The sequence below is a fragment of the Enterococcus sp. GPZ-007 genome, from assembly GCF_059374735.1.
This window is the reverse complement of record NZ_JCAFYN010000012.1, coordinates 24,506-41,281: the sequence shown is the minus strand read 5'-3', so window position 1 is coordinate 41,281 and position 16,776 is coordinate 24,506. Positions and strand designations below refer to the sequence as shown.

Below are 16,776 nucleotides of genomic sequence, written 5' to 3'. Positions count from 1 at the left end.
CCTATGATCAAATTAGTTCGAGTAGACCATCGACTACTGCATGGCCAGGTCGCTTTTTCCTGGACAAATGGGGTAGGCGCCGACTGTATATTAGTTGCCAGTGATATGGTGGCCACCAGTGACGTTTGGAAAACGACGCTGCGTCTGGGGAAACCCACGGGCGTCAAGCTGGTGATGAAAAATATGCAGGATTCAATTGATGCCATCAATAGTGGCATTACCGATAAATACAAACTGATTATTGTTGTTCAGACCATCAAGGAAGCTAAGCAATTAATTGATGGCTGTAAAGAGATCCAAAGTATTAATCTAGGGAACACCAAGGAAACGGAAGAAACCAAACAAATTAGCCGTCAGATTTTTGTCACAAAAGAGGAAGAGGCTATTTTGAAAGAGTTGATTGATCGTGGAATTGAGGCAGAAATCCGTCCATTGGTTGACGATAAGAAAATATTCGTGAAAGACGTGATATAGACAGACGATGTTATACGGCATGAAAATCCATTCTAATTTTTTGCAAAAAAAATTAGTTCAGTAAAATGAAGAAGGATGTCAGTTCTACTTTTAGCAGTATGACCAGCTGGAAAGAAAACTAAAGAACGATACCAGAAAGTATGGAAGGAAGCAGTTTAGTAGAATGATATACGGCATGAAAATCCATTCTAATTTTTTGTAAAAAAAATTAGTACAGTAATATGAAGAAGGAGAATGATTATGGTCTTACAAGCGTTTTTGTTGGGGCTTGTAGCGGTTTGGGGAGTATTTGATTATCAAATGGGGACGCTTTATACTTTCCGTCCGATTACGATTGGTCCATTGGTTGGGTTGGTTTTAGGCGATTTGCAAACCGGCGTAACAATCGGTGCGAGTTTGGAATTATTATTTATGGGTGCAATATCAGTCGGTGCCTACATTCCGCCAGATGTTTTGATCGGTGGGATTTTGGCCACTGCCTTTGCGATTAAAAGTGGTAGAGGCTATGAGTCCGCGGTAACGTTGGCGATGCCGATTGCTTTAATTGCATTAACGATTAGTAATATTATTGCCGCTGTTACCCCAGTTTTCTTGAAAATTGCCGATGATGGTGCGACTGCTGGGGATGCGAGGAAGATTCGATTTACTCACTGGTTGATGGGGTCCTTCACTGTTTTTGAAAAATTTTTCTTAGTATTTTTTGCTTACTGGTTAGGTGCCGATGCCGTCGAGGGAATTCTAGGCAGCATTCCAGAGGTCATAACGAATGGAATGGCCATTGCTGCAGGCATGCTGCCAACTCTAGGGTTTGCCATGCTGATGCGCATGATTTTAAACAAAAAGATCCTGCCGTTTTATTTTCTTGGATTTTTATTAACTGCTTATCTTGAGTTGCCTGTTTTGGGTGTCGCGTTATTAGGCTTGATTATCGTGGTTGAGAAATTCTCATTCCTTCATAAAGAGGAAGCAAATAAAACAGCTGTTGATGCAGGTGTTCAAACGGAGGTAATCGATGATGAAGAATTCTAAAGAAACCATCAGCAAAAAGGACTTGTCGAGAATGTGTTTTAACTCTGGTGCGCTAGGAATGGAATTTTCTTGGAATTATCCACGGCAAATGCATTTGGCATTTTGTTTGATGATTGAACCCTTATTGAAACGGATTTATAAAAATAATCCAGATGGCTATAAGTCAGCGCTGGAACGGCACGTCGGCTTCTTTAATATTACGCCGCAGCTTGCTCCTTTTGTTGGCGGGATCGTTTTGTCCATGGAAGAGCAAATCAACGCGGGCGTTGAAGGGGTGGACGGAGAAGCCGTAACCAATGTCAAAGCCGCTTTGATGGGCCCATTATCCGGGATTGGCGATTCTGTATTTCTAGGATGTATCCGGGTTATTGCTCTTGGGGTGGGGATTTCACTGGCCACTCAAGGGAATATTTTAGGTCCAATTCTTTACTTCTTGATTTACAATATCCCAGCCTTTTTTGTAAGGGTTTACGGTGCGCGTTTGGGCTATAATCTTGGGTTTAATTATTTAGCCAAGGCTCAAGCCGATGGCACGATGGATAAGCTGATGTATGCCGCAGGAATCTTGGGGATCATGGTTATTGGTTCTATGACTTGTGACATGTTTTGGGCAGAATTTTCTTTAAAAATTGGTTCAGGCGAAACAGCTACAAGTTTGCAGGAAATCTTAAATGGCATCCTGCCGGGAATCACCGCGCTCGGCTTTACCTGGTTCTATTATTGGATGTTAGGCAAGAAATTCTCAGCAACGACCTTGGTTATTGGTACGATGGTGTTTGGTATTATCATGGCTGCTTTAGGTGTAATGAAGGCCTAGCTTGATTGTGAGGGAAGAAAATGATTAACAAATACATTGATTATATTGACGACCCTAAAGATACCTTTCAGCAGTATCTAGAAAAAGCCAAAAAATACCATTTCCGCTGCATTTTCACTGATCTGGATCGTTACGAGGAGGCAGTTGCCTTTCTCAAAGACACCGACATCATTATTGCTGGAGCAATTGACTTTCCTGAAGGAAATCTGTCTCTAGAAGAAAAAATGGCAGAATTTTACCGATACGCAGAAAAGGGCTTTGTCGAGATTGATTATACATTAAATCAACATGCCATTGAAAACCGCGACTTTTCAGCGATTGAAGATGAAATGAAAACTATTGCGGACTTTTGTCGAAAAAAGGGCATCAGTGATAAAGCCATCGTTGAAATGTGTAAGCTAGACAAAGATCAGGAAGCTAAAGCAGAAATTTGTCAGATTGCCAATCGTGCAAAGCCGGCCTTTTTAAAAACTTCCACAGGTCGTAGCTTTGGCGGGGCGAAGCTGGAGGATGTGAAGCTGATGCGCCAGCTATTGGCTTCAGACATTCGAATCAAGGCAGCCGGTGGGATTCACAATTATGAAGAAGCGAAAGCCTTCATTGACGCCGGCGCCGATGCTCTTGGGGCCAGTGCCGGCATTGCCATTGCTGAAGGCGAACCTAAGTAGCAAGTAAGGTGGGAGTACAAGTTCAGACTTGTCTTCCACTTTTTTTTACAAATCAAAACTAGAGGGGCGTTGTCTTGTGGGTGATAAAGGCTTTATTAGAAAATTTCTAGCTATTTCAATTCCTGCAGTGATTCAGCAGCTTCTATCTAATCTGCTGCAAATTTGTGATACCTTCATGATTGCCAGTCTTGGAGCACTAGCGATTAGTGGTGTTAGTGTAGCGAATAAGTTTTTCTTTATTTTCACCCTATTAATCTATGGATTGACGAATGGAATCGGCTTATTTATCGCTCAGTATTACGGCGCAAGAAATAAAAAGGAATACAATCGTATTTTTCGTTTTGGCTTAGCTTTGTGTCTGATCACTTCTGCTGTTTTTATGATTTTCCTGCTGCTTTGGCCGGAGCTCACGATAAGTGTCTTCGTCCAAAATCCAGCTATCATTGATTTCGGGTTAGCGTATACCGCGCTTATTTGCTACTCCTATATTCCGTTTGCGTTAGCAATGATGTGCGGGGTAGCTTTTCGAGTAATGGGAGACACAAAAACGCCGATGGTAGCAGGAGGAATTTCCTTTGTCCTCAATGTTTTCCTTAATTATTTACTGATTTATGGTTCTTGGGGATTTCCTAAATGGGGCGTTTCTGGAGCAGCTGCTGCAACCTTAATCTCTCGAATTGTTGAGATGCTGATTCTGCTGTTGCTATTGAATCGAAAACAAAGTGCTCTCAAGCTGACAGTCAGGTATTCTTGGTTGGAGCTGACTAAAATGAAAGGAATTATCCAAAAAACGCTGCCGCTGATTGGCAATGAGCTTATTTGGTCCTTATCCTTAAGTGTTGTTTTTATGAATTATTGTTACGTCAATGAGTACTACATCCCCTCTCTGACGATTGTAGATAATATTTCCTCACTGGTATACGCCTTGTTTGCCGGACCGGCAACCGCTACCGGAGTGATTGTAGGACAAGCACTCGGCGGGAATCAGCTAGAACAAGCGAAACGGGAGTCAAAAAGAATGATCAAGCTTGGAACAGCAATTTGCATGTTTGGCAGTCTGATTGTATTAGCCCTTACGCCGCTTGTCCCAACAGCCTTCTCACTAACTGGACCATTAGCTAGTATGACGATTCGTCTGTTAATTATTAAGGCGGTTATTAGCTGGTCACAAGGCTATGCAGAAACAGTCTATTACATTTTACGAGCCGGCGGTGACACGAAAGGGGTCTTAATGGTGGACGGTTTATTCACCTGCTTTGGCCCGTTATTAATTAGTACTGTAGGCGCTCGTGTACTGCAGCTGGATTTACTGTGGACCTTCGTGCTGACTGAAGGGATTTATTTGCTGAAGATCGGTCTTTCTACTTATTATTATAAGAAAGAACTTTGGGTTAAACGCCTAACCTAATCAGAACCTTATTTATGGGATTGGTGTATGGACAGTCTCGCTTGAACCCTTGATACCACTTGCTTAAAAATTATGATATATTTGAGAGAGTTCATGAATCAACGCTTAAAATCTATTTAAAAATAGGTGTTCCATCAAACTGGAAACGTTTAAGTATAAAAAAAGATACCTTACATTTACCTATTAATTACGGAAACCCAAGTCAAGCGTTTTTAAGTAAAAATAAGGGAAACTGGGGGAAGAAAAATGCGTTTACTTACCTTAGATGTCATTATTAGCAATGAAATAAAATATATGATTGATCATCAACCAATTTCGGAAGGCGAGAAGCTTCCCGGCGAGCGGGAGCTAGCAGCGCTTTTGGATGTTCAGCGAGCAACGGTGCGCAAAGGGTTGAAAATCCTACTTAATGAAGGATGGATTTACGCAAAAAATCGTAGCGGCTATTTCGTAGCTCCTAAACGAATCAAAAAGAATGTTTATATTCTGGGCTCTACTTCTAAAAATATTCAGACGGAAGGCACGGAAATGAAGCTGACCTTAATTGAGCGTGAGACGATGGAAGTTGGCAAAGAGTTATCCCAACGGATTAAGCTACCTTTAGGAACCAAGGTTTTTCTCATCTGTCGTTTAAGAACGGTGAAAAATGAGCATGTCTCTTTGGAAATCTCCTATATTCCTGTCGAGCATGCACCGACTTTGTTAGAGAAGGAACTCGAGAAAAAACCTCTTTACGAAATCTTAGAGCAGGAATATCTGGTGGATTTAGATCATTCAACCCAAACGATAACGACTGAAAAAGCGAGCAGTCAGGTGGCCGCCTTACTTGATATTGAGGAAGGAACCAGTCTGATTCGAGAAGATGGGTTGGTTTCTAGTCGGGATGGTGAATCCATCGAATATTCGATCTCCTTTATGAAAATGGATCGTTTTGAGTATACCAATATTAACTGTTGATAAGGCTTCATAGTTTTTACTGGTGGAATGGAGATCGTAGGAGAAAGGACAGGAGGAGTTAGCGAAGATGGATTATCGCATGCCATTGTATCAGCAAATCAAAGCGGCGATTCAAAAGAAAATTGAAGACAAGGAATATCTTGAAGGGGAAGCGATTCCCAGTGAGCGCAAGCTGGCGGAAATTTACGAGGTGAATCGGATGACCGCCAAGAAGGCGATTGATGCCTTAGTTGAAGAAGGCTATTTGTATCGTGTTCAAGGGCGCGGCACCAAAATACGCAAAAAATTATCTGGGGCAACGATGCGCTTGGTTTAGGGGCAATGCTGCGAGAAAAAGCAGATACCCGCAGAGACAAAGTTCTAGTCAAGGGCTTACTGAAGGCCTTTAACTTTTTAGGCAGCAAGCTGGACCTTGCCAAATATGAAGATGTTTATTTGCTGCAACGTGTTCGCTATGCGAACTCAGAGCCTTTTGCCGTAGAGTATTGCTACGTTCCCTTTAAATTTTTCAAAGATATCGATGAACATAATTTCGAACATACCTCTGTTTATGAATACATGAAAAGCAAGGATCATCTTCCAGTGGAGTTTGATCAGAAATTGATCATTATCGGAGCAGAGGAGCGCATCGCCAAGCAACTGCAAATCGCCGTAGGGACGCCGGTTTATTATTTTGAACTAATTAGTAAAGACCGCTATGGCAACACTGTAGAGTATACCGAAACCTTTGTTAGCTGTGAAAAAACGGTGTTTAGCTTTTACAATGAACGGCATTCGCCAAAAAAAAATTGAAATGAAGACGTTAACTTAATGGAGCGTGACAAAAGTGGCACAAACCAACAAAAGAGAATTTCCATACGTTATCCGAGATTTAACAACGAAGGACGTCGATCAGTATAATAAGCTGCTGCGGTACGCCTTTCAGGTTACCGAGCAAGAGCTGATGGAGTACGGCTGGGAATCTGAGGAGATCAAGCAGTCAAAGTTTCCGATTATTGAACGAGCAGATATTTTAGGCGGCTTTGACGGGGACAAGCTGATTTCCCAATTTGCCGTCTATCCATTGAAGATGAATATCCGAAACAGAACTTATGATATCGGCTTTATTACTAGCGTTTCAACCTATCCTGAATACACAGGAGAAGGAATTATGTCCCGCTTAATGAAAAAAAGCTTGCTGCGTATGAAGGAAAAAGGTCAAACACTAGCCCTCTTATATCCTTATTCCATCCCTCTTTACCGTAAATTTGGGTGGGAGATTGTTTCCAGTAAAATTTCTTTCCACCTCTCGGATCGACAAATTCCAACCAATCGTTCAGCAGAAGGGCAAGTTCAGCGAGTGGATTGGGAGAACGCCGATTTTATAAAGCTGCATACGAAATTTGCCAAGCAGACGCATGGGTGTTTGTATCGTAATTCGTTGGCATGGGATGAATACTGGCGCTGGACGGAGGATAGTACCCAGGTTGCGATCTACTATAATACAGAAAATCAACCCTTAGGCTATTTGGTTTATCTATTGAAAGAGGATATCATGTATATTAAAGAAATGATTTATCTGAATCGGGAAGCCCAAGCAGGATTGTGGGAATACATCCATGCCCATGACTCCATGATTGACGAAGTCCGTGGCCATACGTATTCCAATGAGTCAATCGCCTTTGATTTAGATGATAGCGCTATCAAAGAAACGATTCGTCCGTATATAATGGGGCGAATCATCGATATTCCCGCCTTCCTCAAGTGTTATTCCTGTAAGCAAAAGGAAAAGAAAATCACTATCGCTTTTGCTATTCGTGATGAGCTTTTAGGATGGAACAATCAAACCTTTCAGGTAGCCTTTCAAAACGGTAGGTGTTACCTGACAGAGGAGCCGGCAGAATATCAGGTGGCGATGACAATAAATTCACTAAGTGCTTTATTGTTAGGATACAAAACAGCTGTCCAATTGTATCGGCTAGAAAGGATAGATGGCAGCGCTGAAGCCATCAATCAATTAGAGGATATCCTGTATCATGAGCCGCCCTATATTTCGGATTATATTTAGTTCTTTAAAATGTCCTTTGGAAAAAACACCTTAAGTAAACTGCTGAAGCAAAAGATTTCAGCAGTTTTTTTCTATTCGCTTGCTTCGACATAATGTCTGTCTCAAAATCTGGAATTTTCCTGCAGCAGAAGTCCGATCAAGCCGGCGATACTGATGAGTGCGCCTCGTTCAACTTATTTTAGCTAGGTTAAATTTATTGCTAAGGATTCCTTTGTTGAGACCTATGGGCAGGCGTTTGTACGGGATGATTCTGTTTTTCTATAAGCTTCAGAAGCGGATACGTTAGATACAGCCTGCTAAAATGTTTAGAATTATTTTTTTAAAATTCTTTCGGCCATTAACACTTGTTGTTAAAGGCTTTTTTCGGTTTTCACCCAATATTCGTCAAAAGATAGAAAAATTTTTTTATTTAATTCATTGACAATGTTTAGGTACCGAAGTATACTAAGTTCAGATAAAAGTTAGGTACCTAAAATATAGGTACCGAAACAAAAGGAGAGATTGACGATGAGCGAGTATACAAAAGAATTATTGAAGCGTCTGTTGTATGTAGGAAGTGCCAGTCGTCGTTTGATGGATATCGGTAAATGTCAGAAAAGCGCGCCAACGCAACAGTTGGTTTTAGATATTTTAGCAGAAGAAGACGGTGTGACCTCTGGGGTTCTAGCCGAGATTTTGGATATGCGTCCCAGCTCAGTCACTGAGATTTTGAACAAGCTGGAAAGCCGCGGCGAGATTGAACGCCGCGAAGATGAACAGGATAAGCGGATCAAACGGATCTATATTACTGAGATCGGTCGGGAAAAGGCTGACTTGAATAAGCCGCAGGAGCGTTCGGAGGAGTTCTTTGCCGGGTTAACCGATGAGGAGCTGCACACGCTGGATCAATTACTGAATAAGGTGATCGATGGCTGGAGCGAAGACTTTGGCGGTCGACCAGAGTTTCCAAATGATCCATTTGAAGCGATCGAAGCATTGAAAATGATGAGAAAACAATTTGAACCGCATATGAAGGAACTCGGCCGTATGTCACAAGCAGAACGCCGTCAAATGAAGCGGGCATGGAAAGAGCAGATGCGTAATCAGTTCGGCAGAGAAGGCTTTGGACCTGGCCCGTTTGGTCCGGAGCATCCGAGAGGACCGAAAGAAGGTCCAGGAAAAAAAGGACCGCATGATTCTCATCCTCATGAGAGTGATTGGGAAAACTGGTAAGAAAGTAAAGAGATAAGTGATAAAGGAGGTCGTTTATCATGAGAATTGAAATGGCTGAATTATTTAGTAAAGAACATACAGGCGCTTTAAAATTGCGCAAGCAAGTCTTAGGCGGAAAAACCGATTTGAGCAAGGAAAAGAATTTGACGATCTTTGTCGCCCTCGAAGGGGATGAAGTCATAGGAACAGCGGCTGTCCAATTGTATCCCTTTGGTTTTGCACGGGTGCGTCAAGTGGCGGTTCATCCAAGCTACCAAGGCCAAAATATTGGAAATGAGCTGTTGAAGAATTGTGAGGATTACGCTCAGGAACAAGGGCATTCTCGAATCGTCTTGACTGGGCGCAAAACTGCGCAAGTATTTTATCTGAAACGTGACTATCATCGGATCTCGTTCTCCTACAAAAAGGAGGACATCGAGTTTCTTTGGATGATGAAGGTTTTGCCACTAGCAGAAGTTCCAGTGTTTTCACAGCACTGATGCATTCGTTGTCCGCCTCCCAGGAAAAGATGATGAAGGAGGAATCCATCATGAAGGAGTTATTTGACCCAAGAAGGAAAGAAAATGAACCAAAGAAGCATACAGGCAAAGAATCAGAAAAAATCCGTGTCGAACTAGAAGCCAAATCCCGGCTCTTCACCACGACACTGGGAATGATCAATTATCAGAAGTATCATGATCTGTATGATTTTGGCTAATGAATGATAGAAAAAAAGTTATGGGAGATGCATGAGGCATTCTCAAAACTTTTTTTGCGTTAGAAGAGTTGCACTAAAAAGAAAAACCCGACAAGAAAAACGACAATGCCGAAAAGTGCGATAATCACTCTTTTGACCACTGTATTTTGAATCGAGCGGGTAAACACAATTCCTAGAACAGAAAAGACTCCCATCAAAGCAATTAAGGCTTTGCAAAAGAAGGGAAAGTAGCTCGCAGGTAACGGCGTATAGACAACGATCAATGGGGATAAACATAAGACGCCAATGAGGGAAAGGATCGTGAAGCCGATAAATAGCAACGATCGAGCTTTCTTATTTTTGATCCAAATCGCCGCGGCTGTCCCGCCAAAAATACTAATGAGAACAGAAGATAAGCCAAATAAAAGAATCGGAAGAACGATACCACATAGAATCAGTGGAAATAGAATCAATACGACATGAAACATAGAATCCCTCCTTTTTCATTCCTAACTATAAAACTCCTATTGTCATTATCTGTGAAACTAGATGGGGAGACAACCACTTTTTTGATTCTTTGATCCCGTGCTATAATGTAGACGAGAAATGCCTTTCGGACTGGGAATAAATGGTGTCTGGAAGGTTGTGGAACGATGCAAAAATATTTGCCGACAAATGATTTATTATTTAAGAAGATGCTGACCTCCGAAGACTCCCCGAATATTCTGAAAGCCTTTGTCAGAGATCTGCTGGGGATCGATTTTAAGATACTGAGACCTAAAGAAACCTATCACATTGACAGCTACAAGCAATCGTATGATGAAACAGCTATCTTTCGGACCGAGGTTGATATCTTGGCGATTGCCGAAGATAGCAGTCACACCACGATTGAATGCCAGATTCAGTCCCATGCCTATTTCCACGAACGCGCCATTTTTTATCTGGCTGAAGCCTTTCGTGCTCCTTTTGGAAATCTAGAAACAAAAGAAGCAGAGAAAAATAATAATTTTTCCAGCCTGCGACCAGCGTATGGAATCAATATCGTGGATTTTCATCTATTTGACCGAAAAGAGCCCGCACTGCAGCAGTTTCGCCTAATAAGTAAGGAAACATTCCGTCCCTTTTTGAATAAAGAAGGAAAAGAGCTATTGATTCTTTGTTTTTTAAGTCTGAAAAATGAGACGATCGACCAAAAAAGTGCTGCTTATCACTGGCAATATTTCCTGAAGACCGGTGAAGTGATAGATGCTGCACCTGACTATATCAAAGAGGCGAAAAAAAAGACCGACTTCTTAACATTGGAAAGTGAGGAAAAGGAAATGATCATGAAAATTGATAAATCAAAAGCTATCCATGATGCGGTGTTCGCAACTGCGATAGAAGAGGCGGAGGAAAAAGGGATAAAGGAAGGCATCAAAAAAGGAATCCAAAGAGGAATAGCACAAGGTCGCGAAGAAGAAAAGCGAAAACTGGCTATAAACCTGTTAAAAACAGACCTAAGCATAACTAAAATTTCGGAAGTCACGGGATTAGATGTGAAAGTTGTTGAGCAACTAACGGCAGAACAAGACTAGTTGGTATCAGAACAGTTTCTCGATACGATGAAAATAGAAACAGCGGATAACTCTAATTTAGGGTTTTGTCCGCTGTTTTTGTGCTATCTAGCATGAAACAAATGATGGAGCAGCTGAGAAATTAGAATGATGACCACCACACCAATGATTGCAGATAGGAGCGATTTTTGTCCAAACAGCAGCCAGAGAATGATGGCGATGATTTCCAATCCAAAGATGACAAATTTCATTTTAAAGCCTTCTTTCCTGTAAGGAAACCGCTTTCATTGAACAGTCAAATGATAATTTGTGCGGGTTTTCGCGTCAACTAGTCTGCCTTATCATACATGAAGACAACCACCTTCTTAGTCAGTGATAAATTAACAATTATAAAGGAAGAAATGATAAAAGATCGATGCCATCAAAATGCGAGTTTTGTGATTTAAAAGAAGCTTCTTCAAGACCTGATTCATTATTATGCTCAACCCAATCATAGAATCGTCTAAAAGATCAATGTGGAATAGACACATCGTTTATGATAGCTTATGATAAGATTAGACACATTTATCGGAGGTGGAAGATGAAAAAGAGTGCAAAAGATCGGGTTTTTGACGCACTTGTGAGATTAACAGCAGATAGATCTTCCGTAACTGCAGAGCTGATTTCTAAGAATTTGAATCTGTCTCGTCAGAATGTCAGTCATTATTTGACTAGATTAATCGAGGACAAGAAGGTCGAAAAAATACCTGGAAAACCAGTTCTATGGAAACCCTTAGACGAGTTTGCTATTGGGGTTGAAGACAAAATCAACGAGGGCTTTCGTTCAGTCGTTGGTTATGATGGCAGTTTAAGAGAAGTGATTCAAAAATGTATATCGGCGGTTAAGTATCCGCCAAATGGATTGAGTATTTTGATTAATGGCGCTACTGGTGTGGGGAAGAGCTTCTTGGCTTCGAAAATCTTCGAATATGCGCAACAAGAAGAGATCATTGGCGCAGAGGCTCCTTTTTCGATTTTGAACTGTGCGGATTATGCAGATAATCCCGAGTTACTTTCCTCAACCTTGTTTGGCTATAAAAAAGGCGCCTTTACCGGAGCTGAAAGTGATACGGACGGTCTGTTGGCAACTGCCAATAACGGCTATCTTTTTTTAGATGAGGTTCATCGACTTTCAAAAGAGAATCAGGAAAAACTCTTCCTGTTTATCGATACTGGGAAATATCGTCGAGTCGGTGAAAATGTCAATTGGTCTTCTTCAAATGTTCGCTTTATTTTCGCGACAACTGAAAAAAGCGAAGATTATCTGTTAGACACATTTGATCGACGAATCCAAATCAGTGTCACATTGCCAACCTTTGAAGAACGTCCAATGCGTGAACGGTTAGAATTAGTTCGTCTATTCTTTCAAAATGAAGCGAATATTTTGCAAAAGGACATTCTTGTTTCAAAAGAGGCTCTTTCATTATTGATCTCTTGTCCGATTAGCGGGAATATTGGTCGGTTGAAAAACTGTATCAAGATTAGTTGTGCGGATATTTATAGTAAATCTGACAAGGAACCACTAGTCATTCGAAAAAATGAACTATTAAGTCAATTTGATATCACTACTTCTGATTTAGAGACGCTGCCTGTAGAAGATTTATTCATTTCTAAGAATCAAAAGATCGAAGTACCTTCACAGAACGTGATTGGCTATGACTCTATTCTCAAAAGAATTGTCGAGCTGTCTGAAGCAGGGGATTTTAATGAGAATTTTGCAGAAATTAAAAACGAGGTTCAGCATTTGTTACGTCTTATTGATAAGAACTCCTATTTATCAACGAGTCAAAAAATTATGATACAGATGTATCGACGCTACTGGTCAGCAATTTTGGAGAAGAAATATGGCTTAACAACCAGTGGACCTGCTGCTGAGATCACCAGTCGCGCATATGTCTTTCTCCCAGCCTATGAAGTAGATTTAGTCAAAGTAAATCGGAATCTGGCAGTGAATCTGCCACGCACAGAGTATTTATGCGAGCGCTTTTTAGATCGTTTACCAGCTCTTTCTGAAAGCGAGAGCAATTTCCTGAGACTGCTGATAATCGCCATTCTATCTGATTATGTGGATGAATCGATCGAATTAAAAGGTCTGCTATTAGCCCATGGTGACAGCACAGCCAGCAGTATTCAGACGGTAGTGAACCAGCTATGCAATAATTATGTCTTTGAGGCATTGGACATGCCTGTCGAGAGCAATGTTTCAGAAATCGTCGAGTTGACTAGAAATTTTGTAAAGAAGCAGGTGAACACTGACAGCCTAGTGTTAATCGTAGATATGGGCTCCTTGAACCAAATTTATACTCAAATCAAAAATGATTTAAAAGGTGAACTCCTGCTGTTAAACAATCTGACAACGTCCATCGCATTAGACATTGGACTAAAAATGACGATGAACGCGCCATTCAAGCAAATCGCTGAAGATGCGGCAGATAAGTATTCAATTAATGTACAATACTTTGAAGGATTTTCTCAAAGCAGTAATATCATCATTTCCTGTATGTCAGGCTTGGGCATATCTGACAAATTGAAAGATGTTTTTCGCCAGCATCTATCGAATGAATCAATTGAAGTGTTTACAAAAGACTACAGAGAATTACGCGAATTAATCGATCAAAATGATGAGTCGTATTTCGATAAAACGAAATTAGTGATTACTACTTCTGATCTGCCGCGTTCTTTTACGATTCCGAACATTAATGTCTACGATATCTTAGATGGTGACGGAGCAGCTAGTTTAGAGAGTATTTTGACCCCTGAGATGAAGCCTTCGGAGTTTAATCGTTTGATCCAAGAGCTGGTCAAATTCTTCTCGTTGGAAGGGATCGCGGATCGATTGAATTTTTTGAATCCTACCATTGTCATGAGTGAAGTAGAGACGGTCATCTCCAAATATGAAAATTACTATCACTTTACTTTGAACGGCCGTGTGAAATTGAATCTATATATGCATACCGCTTTAATGATGGAACGTCTATTTTTAGCACGAACGGAAAAATCAGAAGAGCCAAGCTATGAGCTGAATCCAGAAGAAGATGAGTTCTATTCTGTGTCCAGAAGCATTTTTCAACCAATGGAAATGAAATACAATTTTAAAGTAAACGCGTATGAGCTCTCTTTGTTATACGAGCTGCTGGGTCCGTTTATTCGAAAATAAACTGTCTAAAAAAAGTGTCTGAATTGATTTTTTCAATTTAGACACTTTTTTAATTTAGGATAACCCCTTGATATATCAACGTTTTTAATAGTTGGCACGGGAATTGCTTTAGTTAAAGTGAAAGCAAAGAAAGGAACGAACTACATGAAGAAAATACTAATTGCAACTCATGGTCACTTGGCTTCTGGTTATCTTAGCAGCATTAAACTGTTAGCTGGAACAACAGAAGGGATCTCAGTGATCAATGCATACGTAGATGAAAATGATTTTGATCAGGAGCTGCAACAATTCGTGGATAACATAAACGAAAAAGATCAGATTTTTGTCTTTAGCGATTTGTTTGGCGGAAGTGTGAATCAAAAGGTGACGAGGATGTTTTTGGAGCAGAAGATATCTGCCACAGTGATCGCTGGATTCAATTTACCCATTGTATTGGAAATCTTATTGGCATCAGAGGAGTTGTCACAGGAGAGCATCAGACAGATGGTGGAAAAATGTCAAAATGAGATGAGGGTAAACATACTGAAAGAAGAAGTACTAGTAAATGACGAAGAAGATTTTTTTTAGGAGGAAGAAAGAATGATAAAAGCAGTACGAGTTGATGAGCGATTGATACATGGTCAAGTAGCGATGACCTGGACGAAGAGTCTGAATTTAACCGGTCTAGTGGTGGCCAGTGATGAGGCGGCAACGAATGATATTCAAAAAATGACATTGAAAATGGCGGCACCGTCAAATGTGAAAGTCATTATTAAGACAGTCGATGATGCAATCAAGTTACTTAAGGACCCGCGTGCAGGTGACATGCGCTTGATGGTTCTGGTGCCAAATGTGAAGGATGCTGTAAAAGTCGCAAAGGCCTTTCCTACTGAAATCGAATTAATGAATGTGGGGAATGCTGGGAAAATGACACCGCCATCAGCAGATAAGAAAACCTTGTCGAAAGAGGTGATGTTAACGACGTCAGAAATTCAAGACTTAAAAGAGCTAGTTGCATTGTATCCAGAGACGGTCTTTCAACCAACACCGGCAATGGAAAAACGTTCAGCTAAATCTATTTTGAGTGATTTTTAAAAAAAGAAGGGAGATAAAAATATGTATGATGCATTTGTAGTTGCTTTGGCGGTTTTTGTCGGAGTCGCTGGACATGAAATGTTCGGAATGGCTATGTTAAGTCGTCCGATTGTTGTTGCTCCACTGGCTGGGGCGTTGATGGGGGATTTGCAAACGGGGTTAGTTGTCGGCGCATCGTTAGAAGCAATTTTTATGGGTGTTGTGAATATTGGGATTTCCAGTACAGCGGAACCTTCTTTGGCCGCTGGGTTGGCAACTGCCTTTGCAATTAAAATGGGTGGAAATGTTGATGCGGTCATCCCGATCGTCTTTCCATTGGCAGTTCTAGGCCTACAGCTGATGAACATGATTTTCTCTTTTGTTTGCGGACCAATGGCAGCAAGATTCTTTAAATTCGCAAAAGCTGGAGATCAAAAAGGAATCATCAATCTGCACTTCTTTATGTGGTTTGTTCACTATGCACTGTATGCTCTTATTCCATTCTTTGCAGTTTTATTTGGCGCAGATGTCGTGAAGAGTGTCCTTGATAATATTCCAGAAGTAATTATGAATGGGTTGACTGTCGCAGGAAATCTATTACCAGCGGTCGGGATGGCCATGCTCTTGCGGATGCTGTGGAGTAAAAACATCGCTGTTTGGTTCTTCTTTGGCGCAGTAGTTATGGCTTACTTCGAACTGCCATTAATTGCCCTAGCGGCTTTGGGAACAATTATCGCGATCGTTATTGCACAACGCGACCTGCAATTGAAAAATATGCATGTGAGTGCAGCACCACAAGGAGAAGCGGTGACGAATGCAACGATTGATCAAGAAGAGGAGGACTTCTTTCAATGAAATTAACAGATGGAATTTCAAAAGATGAGAAAAAGTTAGTACGAAAAATGTTTTGGCGCTCAATGACGATGTACGCTTCAGTGAATCCTGTGACAATGGGTGGTGGCGGCTTCGCATATTCGATGATGCCTTTCATCAATCACTTTTATCAGACAGAAGAAGATCGGACCGCTGCGCTAGAACGTCACTCCCAGTATTTTTCTACCACGATTCCATGTGCTTCTTTTATCATGGGAATAGCGGCTTCAATGGAGAAAGAAAATTCAGAAAAGGCTGGTTTTGATGTCGAAAGTATCAATGCGATCAAAACAAGTTTGATGGGACCGCTAGCCGGGATCGGTGACTCCCTATTTTGGGGCGTATGGCGAGTGGTTACCGCGGGATTGGCGATCAACTTGGCTAATGCTGGAAATGTTTTAGCACCGATTATTTTCTTAGTGATGTTCAATGTACCGAATTTCTTGATGCGATATTATGGCGGTGTTTTAGGCTATTCATTAGGGTCAAAATACATTGAGAAATTGTATGCGAATGGGCTAATCGAAATCTTGACAAAAGCGGCTAGTATTTTGGGGCTGATCATGGTTGGTGCCATGACGATTAGTATGGTTAAGTTCAATACAGTTTTGAGCTTCTCAATGAAGGGCGAAGAGCTGATGAACGTCCAAGAAATCTTAGACAGTATTTTCAAAGGCATCGTACCGTTACTAGTTACGCTTGGTTGCTTCAAACTCTTAGACAAGAAAGTCGGCGTTATCAAGATCATCTTTGGCATGGTCGTCTTAGGTATCGTATTGTCATTGTTGGGAATCGCCTAATGAAAGGCTGCAG

Annotated in this window: 20 protein-coding genes; 18 read left to right on the top strand and 2 right to left on the bottom strand. The window is 41.1% G+C overall.

All coding sequences use genetic code 11. From position 1 onward, the window contains the following. The first annotated feature begins 3 nt into the window (after positions 1–3). The 12 genes from AC4J95_RS08370 to AC4J95_RS08315 all read left to right on the top strand — a co-directional run bounded on the left by AC4J95_RS08370 (position 4) and on the right by AC4J95_RS08315 (position 9,309). A complete protein-coding gene (locus AC4J95_RS08370) occupies positions 4–474 on the top strand; it encodes a PTS sugar transporter subunit IIB (RefSeq protein WP_494549478.1) in 471 nt (156 codons plus the stop codon). A gap of 240 nt (positions 475–714) precedes the next feature. Continuing rightward, a complete protein-coding gene (locus tag AC4J95_RS08365; protein ID WP_048718438.1) occupies positions 715–1,503 on the top strand; it encodes a PTS mannose/fructose/sorbose/N-acetylgalactosamine transporter subunit IIC in 789 nt (262 codons plus the stop codon). Continuing rightward, positions 1,487–2,320 carry a PTS system mannose/fructose/sorbose family transporter subunit IID gene (locus AC4J95_RS08360; protein WP_316403063.1) on the top strand — a complete coding sequence of 278 codons (834 nt, stop codon included), beginning with the start codon at positions 1,487–1,489 and terminating at the stop codon, positions 2,318–2,320. Before AC4J95_RS08365 ends, AC4J95_RS08360 begins: the two co-directional genes overlap by 17 nt. A 20-nt stretch (positions 2,321–2,340) precedes the next feature. Continuing rightward, positions 2,341–2,988 (top strand): deoxyribose-phosphate aldolase, encoded by a 648-nt coding sequence (gene deoC / locus AC4J95_RS08355; RefSeq protein WP_494549477.1) that lies wholly within the window; start codon positions 2,341–2,343, stop codon positions 2,986–2,988. 76 nt (positions 2,989–3,064) lie between these two features. Then, positions 3,065–4,396 carry an MATE family efflux transporter gene (locus AC4J95_RS08350; RefSeq protein WP_494549476.1) on the top strand — a complete coding sequence of 444 codons (1,332 nt, stop codon included), beginning with the start codon at positions 3,065–3,067 and terminating at the stop codon, positions 4,394–4,396. A gap of 246 nt (positions 4,397–4,642) precedes the next feature. Further along, complete coding sequence (locus AC4J95_RS08345) at positions 4,643–5,353, top strand: GntR family transcriptional regulator (RefSeq protein WP_494549475.1); 711 nt, start codon at positions 4,643–4,645, stop codon at positions 5,351–5,353. 67 nt (positions 5,354–5,420) lie between these two features. Then, positions 5,421–5,669, top strand: coding sequence for a GntR family transcriptional regulator (locus AC4J95_RS08340; protein WP_494549474.1), 249 nt, complete (start codon positions 5,421–5,423; stop codon positions 5,667–5,669). Between the two features lie 5 nt (positions 5,670–5,674). Continuing rightward, positions 5,675–6,145 (top strand): GntR family transcriptional regulator, encoded by a 471-nt coding sequence (locus AC4J95_RS08335; protein WP_494549473.1) that lies wholly within the window; start codon positions 5,675–5,677, stop codon positions 6,143–6,145. A gap of 34 nt (positions 6,146–6,179) precedes the next feature. Then, positions 6,180–7,400 carry a GNAT family N-acetyltransferase gene (locus AC4J95_RS08330; protein WP_494549472.1) on the top strand — a complete coding sequence of 407 codons (1,221 nt, stop codon included), beginning with the start codon at positions 6,180–6,182 and terminating at the stop codon, positions 7,398–7,400. Positions 7,401–7,907: 507 nt separating this feature from the next. After that, positions 7,908–8,612 (top strand): MarR family winged helix-turn-helix transcriptional regulator, encoded by a 705-nt coding sequence (locus tag AC4J95_RS08325; protein ID WP_494549471.1) that lies wholly within the window; start codon positions 7,908–7,910, stop codon positions 8,610–8,612. A 38-nt stretch (positions 8,613–8,650) separates the two neighbouring features. Next, positions 8,651–9,091: a GNAT family N-acetyltransferase gene (locus tag AC4J95_RS08320; RefSeq protein WP_494549470.1), complete on the top strand. Its 441-nt coding sequence runs from the start codon at positions 8,651–8,653 to the stop codon at positions 9,089–9,091. 50 nt (positions 9,092–9,141) lie between these two features. Then, positions 9,142–9,309, top strand: coding sequence for a hypothetical protein (locus AC4J95_RS08315; RefSeq protein ID WP_316403071.1), 168 nt, complete (start codon positions 9,142–9,144; stop codon positions 9,307–9,309). A 59-nt stretch (positions 9,310–9,368) separates the two neighbouring features. On the opposite strand, the gene AC4J95_RS08310 is transcribed toward AC4J95_RS08315, so the two are convergent. Then, positions 9,369–9,776 (bottom strand): hypothetical protein, encoded by a 408-nt coding sequence (locus AC4J95_RS08310; protein WP_494549469.1) that lies wholly within the window; start codon positions 9,774–9,776, stop codon positions 9,369–9,371. Between the two features lie 165 nt (positions 9,777–9,941). Between AC4J95_RS08310 and AC4J95_RS08305 the strand changes: the two genes are divergently transcribed. Next, positions 9,942–10,862: an Rpn family recombination-promoting nuclease/putative transposase gene (locus AC4J95_RS08305; protein WP_494549468.1), complete on the top strand. Its 921-nt coding sequence runs from the start codon at positions 9,942–9,944 to the stop codon at positions 10,860–10,862. A gap of 83 nt (positions 10,863–10,945) precedes the next feature. Here AC4J95_RS08305 and AC4J95_RS08300 read toward each other — a convergent pair whose 3' ends face one another. Continuing rightward, positions 10,946–11,092 carry a hypothetical protein gene (locus tag AC4J95_RS08300; RefSeq protein ID WP_316403074.1) on the bottom strand — a complete coding sequence of 49 codons (147 nt, stop codon included), beginning with the start codon at positions 11,090–11,092 and terminating at the stop codon, positions 10,946–10,948. Between the two features lie 329 nt (positions 11,093–11,421). Here AC4J95_RS08300 and AC4J95_RS08295 point away from each other — a divergent pair, with 329 nt between their 5' ends. From AC4J95_RS08295 to AC4J95_RS08275, 5 genes are all read left to right on the top strand, one after another. Further along, positions 11,422–14,037, top strand: a complete 2,616-nt coding sequence (locus tag AC4J95_RS08295) for a sigma 54-interacting transcriptional regulator (protein ID WP_494549467.1) — start codon at positions 11,422–11,424, stop codon at positions 14,035–14,037. 144 nt (positions 14,038–14,181) lie between these two features. Continuing rightward, entirely contained in the window at positions 14,182–14,604 is a 423-nt protein-coding gene (locus AC4J95_RS08290; RefSeq protein ID WP_494549466.1) for a PTS sugar transporter subunit IIA, read from the top strand. 12 nt (positions 14,605–14,616) lie between these two features. Next, entirely contained in the window at positions 14,617–15,111 is a 495-nt protein-coding gene (locus AC4J95_RS08285; protein ID WP_494549465.1) for a PTS sugar transporter subunit IIB, read from the top strand. Between the two features lie 21 nt (positions 15,112–15,132). Next, on the top strand, positions 15,133–15,945 hold the full coding sequence (locus AC4J95_RS08280; protein ID WP_494549464.1) for a PTS sugar transporter subunit IIC: 813 nt from the start codon (positions 15,133–15,135) through the stop codon (positions 15,943–15,945). Continuing rightward, positions 15,942–16,763, top strand: coding sequence for a PTS system mannose/fructose/sorbose family transporter subunit IID (locus tag AC4J95_RS08275; RefSeq protein ID WP_316403084.1), 822 nt, complete (start codon positions 15,942–15,944; stop codon positions 16,761–16,763). Before AC4J95_RS08280 ends, AC4J95_RS08275 begins: the two co-directional genes overlap by 4 nt. The last annotated feature ends 13 nt before the right edge of the window (positions 16,764–16,776 follow it).